Genomic DNA, 9,711 nt, shown 5'->3' on the forward strand with positions numbered 1-9,711 from the left:
TTTGAGGATGTGTCCTTTTAGTTTACACAAAAATTGGTGTTGATGGGAAATCCATCAACACCAAATATTGTAGAACCGCTTAAACCGCCAGCCCCCTATTTTCCAGCTAAATACGTTACAATGTAAGTTAGCAATTTATTTAGTTTGGGAGTGAGTTGGATGCAAACGACGCAACATGAATTACGTGGCATTATTTTAGCCAGTGTTAGTGCAACTTTTTGGGGTGTCTCTGGGGCCATCGCCCAGACACTCTTCGATACCACCGATATTAATTCCATTTGGCTGACGGGTGTCCGGATGTTAGGTGCGGGGATTGGCTTTCTCGTTTACAGTCTAATCATGAAAGTCGATCTCTGGTCGATCTGGCGCCATCCGGGTGATCTGCTGCAAGTCGCTGCCTATACGCTGCTCGGCTTAATGCCGGTTCAGTTTACGTATTTCCTAGCAGTTGAAGCCAGTAATGCCGCGACTGCCACCATCTTACAGTTCATGGGCCCCGTCTTCATCGCCCTCTGGCTCGTCGTCGCGCACCATCAATTTCCAACCCGGAGTGAAGGAATCGCCATTTTTTTAGCCTTATTAGGATCATTCTTACTAGTCACACACGGCAATCCTGCCGCCTTAGTTATTTCAGCTTGGGCATTGCTCTGGGGCCTACTTTCAGGCGTCAGTTCAGCGACTAACACCTTGTTACCAGCCAAGTTACTGACCAAATATAGTGCGGTAACGGTGAATACTTGGTCAATGTTGCTAGGCGGGATCATCTTCAACGTGATTCAACCGTTCTGGAGCATTTCAATTCCACTAACGGTGCTCAATGTCAGCAAATTAGGGTTCGTCATTTTATTCGGGACCTTACTCGCTTTTCTCTTTTTCTTACAAAGTTTAAATGATATTCAACCAACTGTCGCTAGTCTATTAGATGCTTTCGAACCCCTTTCCGCCACGATTATTGCGGTCGTTTGGCTCGGGGTCCAATTCGAATGGCTCGACTTGTTCGGTAGTCTCTTAATTATTAGTACCGTGTTTGTTTTAGCCATTGGTCAACGTCACAACGACCGGGCTGCCGCCGATTTTCACGCCGCGCGGCAACATGATGATTCGTAACCTCAACGTCAAAAAGACGCCACTGTAATAATTACGCAGTGGCGTCTTTTTCGACTATCAGATTAATTAAAAGTTAGCTAGATACGCTTAGGGCCAGTTGGATTAGGTTGCCACTCTGGTTGGGTCAGCATCGGCTGGAACGTGGTGGCCGCGTTTATGAGCCAAAGTGCGGTCTCATAAGCCGGGCTTTGACTAAGCTGAGAAAATCACTCAACTAAGTCAAACGACACCACTGAGCCAATTCTGACCCGCCCGACGTTAAATGATTGACTATTTTATGAACAGTTCAAGCTGTAATTTTAGCCGAGAGGTTGGGTTCTAAAATGCTCAGCCGTGTCGTTGGCCTTAGTGCGAGTGCTTTTCTCGGACTTAGGCCAAGGTCATTTTTGAAGGACCGGGCTTGAGGCTTCAAAATGACCCATGGCGCTCCAGCGTTTTAGAAACCAACCGGCAGGCGGCAAGTTTAACTAGCACCAAACGTATTTAATAGCCACGGGTTAAATCAACTTGGTGATTAGCCAACTGGCCGGTCTTAATCCAAGCCGCGAAGTTAGCCGCAAAGATTGGAAAAACGGTCGCCCGAAAATGGCTGATTTGACCAGAGATATGTGGCGTAATGATCACATCTGGTCGTTGCCATAGCGGATGATCAGCTGGTAGCGGCTCTGGTTCCGTCACATCTAAGACGGCTCCGCTCAACTGGTGTTGATCTAAAGCCGTTATTAACGCCATCGTATCGACAGCTGGGCCACGACCGATATTGATCAACAACGGCCGCTGCCGCGCTTGTGCAAATAAAGTGGCGTTAAAGAAATGATGCGTGGCGGGCGTCAATGGCAACGCATTAACGATAAAGTCAGCCGTCGCCACCGCGGACCCGCTCGCCGTTAACGCAACCGTTTCATCGAATCCAGGCGCGGGATGACCGCTCGTATTAACACCAATTAAGTGTAGCCCGAATGCCGCGGCCTTGGTTGCAATTGCTTGACCAATCTGCCCCGTGCCAAAGACCAGTAACTGGCGACCCGTTAACGTGCTAGTCGTGATTGGCAAGGCCCACTGCCGAGCGCCATTTTGATTTTGCCAAGCAGCCTGATACCCGCGCGTCACGGTTAACATCGCGCCAAGCACCGATTCACTGATAGCATCAGCGTGAATCCCACTCGTATTCGCCACCAAGACCCCTTGCGCCTGCAAGTCAGTCAGCGGCAAATAGTCGACTCCCGCGGAAATCACTTGCAAAAAGCGTAACCGATTATCCGCCAGTGCCAAAATTGCGTTTAAAACGGGATGATAACCATACATCACCGTGACTTGCGCATAATCTTGCGGTTGCAGATCAGCAACCGGCATAAACTGCCAGTCTGGATACAGTTGTTGCAATGTCTGTAATTGAGCTGGTTTCGTTGATTGCACCATTAAAGCTAGTGGCATCTTCAGATACTTCCCTTCTAAAACACAACAGGACACAACGCTAATGCCACGTTATGTCCTGTCTCAATTAAGTTTTAATTAGTCGTCGTGGTCATGTTATCACCGGTAGTCCCGGTCGTATCATTACCAGTCGTGGTGCTATCACTTGTTCCATTCCCAGTACCAGTGCCAGTCGTCTGACTGTTGTCAGTGCTAGTCGTGGTGCTAGAACTATGCTTAGCTGAGCTAGTTGTTGTATTGTTTCCCGCACTAGTGGTCCCAGTTGAGCTAGTATCATCAGAACTGGAATAGGTCGAGTCATCCGAACTAGAACTTTCTTCAGCGGCTGAACTTGATGCCGCAGATTCACTCATTGAGCTGCTGGCAACTGAGTCCGAATAAGCACTCGCACTCGCCGCGGCCGCTGAGCTTTCTGACTTAGCCAAGGCTTTACGATCAGCTTTCAAGGTTGTATAGTCATCCGCTGCCAATTGTGATTTCGTCCGGTAGTTCTTCAGATGCTTCAAGACACTATCAACTTCAAGCGTTGAGACCGTTGACTTTAGCTTATCTTTCTTCGTATATAAGGCTTTGAAATCTTTATGATAGCCTTGAACCTTTTTAACCGTCTTACCGGTTGCCGTAAGTTGGGTAGCCAATTTCTTGGTAAAGTAAACCTTCTTTGACGTTAACCCTGAGTCTTTAATCTCAGCTTGTGCTGCTTTGACGGTCTTAGTCGTCACCGCTGACTTAATTAACTTGCCTGTGTATAAGCCCTCAACCCGTGACCGTAATGTCAACATCTTAGCTGCGGTATCGTGTTGACGTTGTAAACTGGACTTTTCATCGGATTTCGATAGTTCATCAATATAAGTTTGGAGTTGATCCAACTTATCACTTGAGGCCCCACTACGTAAATCCCGTTGCGCATCGGTCGTATAGATTTCTTTGACGATTTCTTCAGCGTTAGCCTTTGCTTGCGCCTGGGTCGTCTTCGCATGCGTCCACATGAACATAAACCCTAAGGCTGCCACAATTAAGATACCGACTCCCGCCGCCACTAACTTGCCACTGCGATGTGATTTGGGTTTTTGATGTGGTTTAACGGGCTTTTGTTTCTTCTTTAAATGTGGATTTTCGTTGGTAGTCGTTGTATCAGTCAGCGTTGACTCATCCGTCTCGTTATGTCGCGCCAGTCGTGACATCGGTTCAGCTGACACATTCTTAGTATTGGCGGCACTACCGGCATTAGGTTGTTGGTCTTCAAATAATTCTTCTCGTGACAACGGGATCTGGGGTTCATCATCCGCAGACGCCGCTTCGGACGCATTAATTGAGATCACTGGCTGACCATTCCCGGTTGCAGCACTAGTCGTCGTATCCATCGTTGGCATATGCCGCCAACTCGCTGAAGACGGGGCCGACGTTGCAGAAGCCACGGTACTAGTCGCTTCACTAACCGGTTGAGCCGCTTGTGACACTGCAGCCGAACGGGGCGCCTCATCTAAGTCCTCGGCCGCGGTCGATTGTGCAGCTAACCGACTACGCCGCGTTGGCATTGGGGCTTCCGTTGCTTCTGAATCCAGATTGATCACTGGCTGTTCCGAAACTTCCGAGTCAGGTTGGCTATCAGCACTTGCCGCTTGACTGCTCGAACTATCAGGATCTTTCAAATCATAGGCTAATGGAATCTGTTCATTAGCCTGATCATCATTTTCATCAGGAATTGGTTCTGTAATCGAGTGCCATAACCGCTTGGCAAGCCCTTTCTTTTGACGATTATTTTTCTTTGGCAATTTACTTTCTCCTAGCTTCAAGTTTAAATTTTTAGGTGACGTCTCATAATCAATTCATTAAGACGATGACGATATTCACTACTAGTTCGTTAGCTGCTGGGTTTACCGGAAAATACCCAAAACTTCGGGCAATTAATGCCAGGTGACCTAACATTGGTATCTAGTACCAAACAAAGTTGGTTTAAAGTGTATTAATAGTTAAATTATAGCATGGATTGGCGTTGCGAGAAACCGCACTCGGCCTGGTTATAACGAATAAATGCCGCGCCCCTTAATTTCAGCTTTAAATTCTGTTATAATCAGCATAAAGATTAGTTGAAAGCGAGGGGTTTATATGGCAACTGCTAAAGTAATTTTTGCGACAATTACAGGTAATAATGAAGACGTCGCTGATATCATCATCGAAAAGTTAGAACAACTTGGGGTCGATGTCACCAAAGAGGAAATCTCACAAGCTGATGCCAACGATTTTAAGAATTTCGACATTTGCATCGTGGTTCCTTACACTTATGATGAAGGCGCTTTGCCAGAAGAAGGTCTCGACTTCTTCGACGACTTACCAGAAGTTGACCTCCACGGCAAAGTTTATGGCTGTGCCGGCTCTGGCGATACGTTCTATGACGACGATTACTGTCGTGCCGTTACCGACTTTAGCAACGCCTTCAAAAAAGCCGGTGCGACCCAAGGTGCCGACGATGTTTTCGTTAACTTAGCACCCGAAGCCGATGATGTTAAACACCTCGATGCTTTCGCCGAAAAGTTAGTCGCTAAACAAGCTGAATAGTTCGGTCAAAAAAATAAGCTAGCTAAGTGCTAGCTTATTTTTTTGACCGTCGTTTTAATAACCGTTGCCGTAAGTAGTTATAGCTTAAGTCCACCACCAGAAATAACGCAGTGATGCCAAAAATATTCGTCAGATACATCTGCCAGTGGTACCCGACCTTGGCAATCCACAGATCATACGGCCCCTGGATTAACAAAAAGTAAATCGCCAGTGTCTGAATAATCGTACTTGTATGGCGCCATATCGAACGCATTTGCATGCCGCTAACCCCTTCCTGCTGATGACAAGGTCTCTAACGTTTGTTTTAATTGACTAACCGGCAACTGACCATGACCATCGCCATGACCCACTTGACCAAATGTCAACGCCGAGCCGATGAGCTGCCCACTAACACTGCTATAACGCCCCCAGGCCCCATTAGCAGTGGCAATCAGTGGTAACGCCACTTTAGTCTGAGCTTGTGCCGTCGCCGTCATCAAGGTCAAGACTTCTAAAGCGGTCTTGGCATTAATCGTTATCCGGGCCATATCAGCCCCGGCAGCCGCCATGGCTTGATAAGCGGCTACCAAATCGGTTAGGACTGGCGTTGTGGCTGATGTCGTTTGACTAAGAATCAAGCGAATCTGCGTCGCTCGCATTTGTTTAGTTAACGGCATAAAGGCCGTCGCATTAACCATGGATAGGTCAATATCCACCGCATCAACCGCCCGATTATTAACCAACGTCTGATAAAGTTGATAATAAGTGTCTGCGTCTGCCACGGCCGTTGCCGTTAACTTGGCAATCACTGGAATCGTCCCCAGCACCTGGCGCAACTGGGCCGCCGTATTAATTAGTTCAGCGCGATTATCTAATTCCGTATATTGATCTAACCGCCATTCGACAATTTGTGCCGCTGACGTCAAGACTTGTGCTGCCTGACCTAATAGCACCGCCCGGGTACTGCCCGTTAACGTGACCCCAATCTTCGGTAAACCAGTGCCCAATGTCATTGTTCCAATTGTTACCGTTTGCATACCTTTTTCCCCGCTTCCAGTCCGGTTAATCACTTACCGGCCGTATCTCATACCTTAATAATAGCAAACTTTCGCCGAACTAACACCAATTGCTCATTTTATTAATGAATTTGTAAAGCGCTTTTAATATTGAAAAAATAAGCTTGTCACCGCTTCCATTTCCGATTTAAAATTAAGTTGTCTATAATCTAAAAAAAGGAGCACAAGTTATGAAACCTGAAAAGCAGTTGCGATGGTCGAACATCGCCTTAATTGCGTTCGTGGCCGTTTGGGGCTTGGGTAACGTTGTTAACAACTTTGCATTGCAAGGGTTATCCGTCGTTACCTCCTGGGTCCTCATTATGATCATCTACTTCGTCCCCTATACCTTAATTGTGGGTCAATTAGGCTCAACCTTTAAAGAAGCCGAGGGGGGCGTTTCCTCGTGGATTCGAGCGACCAGTACGAAACGGCTGGCTTACTATGCCGCTTGGACGTATTGGATTGTCCACATTCCTTACCTGGCTCAAAAGCCGCAAGGGATACTGATTGCCTTTAGTTGGCTGTTCAAAGGAAATGGGAACTTCGTTAACAATACCCCCGCCCTGGTTGTCCAAGCGATTTGTTTAGCGCTATTTTTATTCTTCTTATGGATTGCGTCGCTGGGCCTAACCACCTTAAAACGGATTGGGAGTATTGCGGGGACCGGGATGTTTATCATGTCGATTCTTTTCATTATTTTGGCAGTTTCAGCGCCAATGATGACGACAGCCACGGTGCAAACACCGAACATGCTCTCGTTTAAATCCTACTTACCAAAATTCGACTTCGCCTACTTCACGACGATCTCCATGTTGGTCTTCGCGGTCGGCGGTTCCGAAAAGATTTCACCCTATGTCAATAAGACCAAGAACCCAGGTCGTGAATTTCCACTTGGAATGTTGATCTTAGCTGGGATGGTTGCTGTTTGTGCGTTGTTAGGATCGTTTGCAATGGGGATGCTGTTTAACGCCAATCATATCCCTAAGGACTTAATGGCCAACGGTGCCTACTACGCCTTCCAACGCTTGGGTAACTTCTATCACGTTGGAAACCTCTTCTTAATTCTTTACGCGATTGCTAATGTCTTAGCGCAGATTTCAGCGTTGGCCTTCTCGATCGATGCCCCATTAAAGATCTTATTAGGCGATGCCGATCCCGAATTCGTCCCAAAGAAGTTAAGCAAGATGAACAAAAAAGACGTTCCCGTCAATGGCTATATTATGACTGGGATCTTAGTCAGCATTTTAATTATCATTCCCGCGCTTGGAATTGGTAATATGAATGAGCTTTATAACTGGCTACTGAACTTAAATTCGATTGTGATGCCAATGCGTTATCTCTGGGTCTTCTTGGCTTATATTCTTTTGAACCAACACCTCAAAGAATTCAAGAGCGACTACATGTTCTTAAAGAACCCACTCACGGGTAAGCTAGTCGGCGCTTGGTGTTTCTTCTTTACTGCTTTTGCTTGTATCCTAGGGATGGTGCCAAAGACGTCCCTAGCAGCTAACCCTAGTGGCTGGTGGTTCCAATTAGCCTTAAACATTGCCACACCGATTATCTTTGTTGGCTTGGGCATGATTTTACCATTGATTGCCCGTCGTCATCGGACTGCATAATCTAAAATAAGTGACGACCGAAACCTTAGATTTTAAGGATTCGGTCGTTTTTTGCTAGTTTGGAGTTGAATTTTTATACTTTGGAGTCATTTGGCGTTATCATTCACTATGTAGATATAAATTGACTAATGTTATAATTAATTTTATGCAATTAAATGTTCTATCAGGAACTTCGAAATACGAGGAGGATAAAGGATGAACGGATCGCCTAAAATGTTAGATGATTTTTTAAAGTATTACGCTACGGTCTTGCGCTACATGGATGATTTTATTTCCGAACCGATTAGTCGTTATCATATGACCTTCGATGCCTTTCTAATCATGCATGAAATTGGAACAAGTACCAAGCCGATTTTATTGATGGATATCGCTGACAGTCATCATGTCTCACGGAGTGCGATTTCCCGCCAAATCAGCACCCTACTTAAATATGACTACGTCTACCAAGTTGCCAATCCCGCAGACCGGCGGCAAAAGAGTCTGTTATTAACCGAAAAAGGCCAAGCAACCGATAAGCAGTTGATTCAGGATATTCAACTCGTATTCGACCAGTGGATTGATCAACTAGGTCGTGAGCGTATTAAAACCATGTTAACTTTCTTTGATGACTTTACTCACCAAGTCATTGCGTCCAAACCTCAGGACTAAAAAATCCCAGTCATGATTAGTTTAGCTAATCATGACTGGGATTTTCTTGTTAGTGCATTCGAATACTAAATTGGGGCTTACGGGCCTTAATTCGGCTCACGTGAACGCTTTTACCCGCTTCTTCGATTAATTGCCCATGACCGATTACCATTGCGACATGGTACGTATATTGGTCACCTGGATGTCGCCAGAATAACAGATCACCGGTTCGAGCAGCACTAACTGCCCGATGTTTACCCAGTTTTTCTTGTACCCCGGTCATCCCACCAATATCACGCTGTTCGACATCTAAGTACACTTGGTTCACAAAGCTTGCACAATCCAGGCCACCAAAAGCATCCCGGCCCGCATAACGATACGGGACACCTAAATAGCGTTCGGCATCCGCAACCAAACGCGTGGTCCGTTTACCAAGGGTCGGGACGTTTCCTTTAAAAGAACGATTGTGTTTAGCAGTGATGGTTTTACTGTTTAACGTCACTCGACTGGTCTTTAAATGGACCGTCAAACGATGCTTTTGATAATAAAAACTAACGTTGTTGGCTTTAGAATAATGAACCCGTACCGACCGCTTTCCGGCCATTACCCGTGTGCCATGGCCTTTCCTTAGCTGATGATAAGCCACTAGATACGGTCCATAGACCGTTCGATCATTATAGACATAGACCTGGCCATTAGTTAATTGCCGGACATTTAACCAATGTTTCGCATAATGATTGAACTTTTGTGTTTGTGCTTGTTGGTAGAACATTAGACTAACGTTGCGCGCTCGGCCTTGTGCCGTCTTGGTCACAAAAACCGATTTATATCGACTCACGCGTCGTTCAAATGACTGAGTCGCATCTTGACGTTCCTGTAAAGCTAATTGTCCTTCTCGGGCAAACATCGTCTGATAACTCGCCTGAGCAGGCGTCTGACTAAACAAGCTCCCACCTAATAAGGTCCCAGCTATTAATAACCCCCACTTAATCCCTGTACATTTCAATAAAAGCGCCTCCAAAGTTTTTGAAAAAGCGGACGTGACCAAGTCGACTGACTCGGCCACGTCCGCTACTAATGTCATTCAAGCCGTTTAGCGGATTTGAACCGCTGACCTCTTCCTTACCATGGAAACGCTCTACCTGCTGAGCTAAAACGGCATTTCTGTCACCTAAATAGTATACCAAATCTGTCTTTAAAAGTAAGGACTTTTAGACACTAAAAAAGGGAATCGATTACTCGATTCCCTTCGTTTGCATGGCAACGTCCTACCCTCGCAGGGAGCGATCCCCCAACTACTCTCGGCGCTAAGAAGCTTGACTTCTGTG

9 protein-coding genes and 1 tRNA gene are annotated in these 9,711 nt (G+C 46.2%); 4 read left to right on the forward strand and 6 right to left on the reverse strand.

The annotated features are described in order from the left end of the window. The first annotated feature begins 159 nt into the window (after positions 1–159). Complete coding sequence (locus FFM77_RS13725) at positions 160–1,107, forward strand: DMT family transporter (RefSeq protein WP_137636342.1); 948 nt, start codon at positions 160–162, stop codon at positions 1,105–1,107. 483 nt (positions 1,108–1,590) lie between these two features. Here FFM77_RS13725 and FFM77_RS13730 read toward each other — a convergent pair whose 3' ends face one another. Together FFM77_RS13730 and FFM77_RS13735 are read right to left on the reverse strand one after the other, a co-directional pair. Then, positions 1,591–2,541, reverse strand: a complete 951-nt coding sequence (locus FFM77_RS13730; RefSeq protein ID WP_137636343.1) for a phosphoglycerate dehydrogenase — start codon at positions 2,539–2,541, stop codon at positions 1,591–1,593. A 74-nt stretch (positions 2,542–2,615) separates the two neighbouring features. Then, entirely contained in the window at positions 2,616–4,316 is a 1,701-nt protein-coding gene (locus tag FFM77_RS13735; RefSeq protein ID WP_137636344.1) for a hypothetical protein, read from the reverse strand. 334 nt (positions 4,317–4,650) lie between these two features. Here FFM77_RS13735 and FFM77_RS13740 point away from each other — a divergent pair, with 334 nt between their 5' ends. Further along, positions 4,651–5,100: a flavodoxin gene (locus FFM77_RS13740; RefSeq protein WP_137636345.1), complete on the forward strand. Its 450-nt coding sequence runs from the start codon at positions 4,651–4,653 to the stop codon at positions 5,098–5,100. A 34-nt stretch (positions 5,101–5,134) separates the two neighbouring features. On the opposite strand, the gene FFM77_RS13745 is transcribed toward FFM77_RS13740, so the two are convergent. Both FFM77_RS13745 and FFM77_RS13750 read right to left on the reverse strand, forming a co-directional pair. Continuing rightward, the gene (locus FFM77_RS13745) at positions 5,135–5,359 is read right to left on the reverse strand and encodes a hypothetical protein (protein ID WP_137636346.1); all 225 of its coding nucleotides are present in this window, start codon (positions 5,357–5,359) and stop codon (positions 5,135–5,137) included. A 4-nt stretch (positions 5,360–5,363) separates the two neighbouring features. Beyond that, complete coding sequence (locus FFM77_RS13750) at positions 5,364–6,116, reverse strand: type I 3-dehydroquinate dehydratase (protein ID WP_137636347.1); 753 nt, start codon at positions 6,114–6,116, stop codon at positions 5,364–5,366. A 209-nt stretch (positions 6,117–6,325) separates the two neighbouring features. On the opposite strand from FFM77_RS13750, the gene FFM77_RS13755 reads away from it, so the two are divergent. Together FFM77_RS13755 and FFM77_RS13760 are read left to right on the forward strand one after the other, a co-directional pair. After that, the gene (locus tag FFM77_RS13755; protein ID WP_137636348.1) at positions 6,326–7,756 is read left to right on the forward strand and encodes an APC family permease; all 1,431 of its coding nucleotides are present in this window, start codon (positions 6,326–6,328) and stop codon (positions 7,754–7,756) included. A 195-nt stretch (positions 7,757–7,951) separates the two neighbouring features. Then, complete coding sequence (locus FFM77_RS13760) at positions 7,952–8,404, forward strand: MarR family winged helix-turn-helix transcriptional regulator (RefSeq protein WP_223876851.1); 453 nt, start codon at positions 7,952–7,954, stop codon at positions 8,402–8,404. Between the two features lie 49 nt (positions 8,405–8,453). Here the strand turns inward: FFM77_RS13760 and FFM77_RS13765 are convergent, their stop codons facing one another. After that, the gene (locus tag FFM77_RS13765; RefSeq protein ID WP_171001650.1) at positions 8,454–9,389 is read right to left on the reverse strand and encodes a C40 family peptidase; all 936 of its coding nucleotides are present in this window, start codon (positions 9,387–9,389) and stop codon (positions 8,454–8,456) included. Between the two features lie 81 nt (positions 9,390–9,470). Further along, positions 9,471–9,543: transfer RNA gene (locus tag FFM77_RS13770), tRNA-Thr, on the reverse strand. Positions 9,544–9,711 lie beyond the last annotated feature (168 nt).

The organism is Lactiplantibacillus songbeiensis, from assembly GCF_005405125.1.
GTDB lineage: Bacteria > Bacillota > Bacilli > Lactobacillales > Lactobacillaceae > Lactiplantibacillus > Lactiplantibacillus songbeiensis.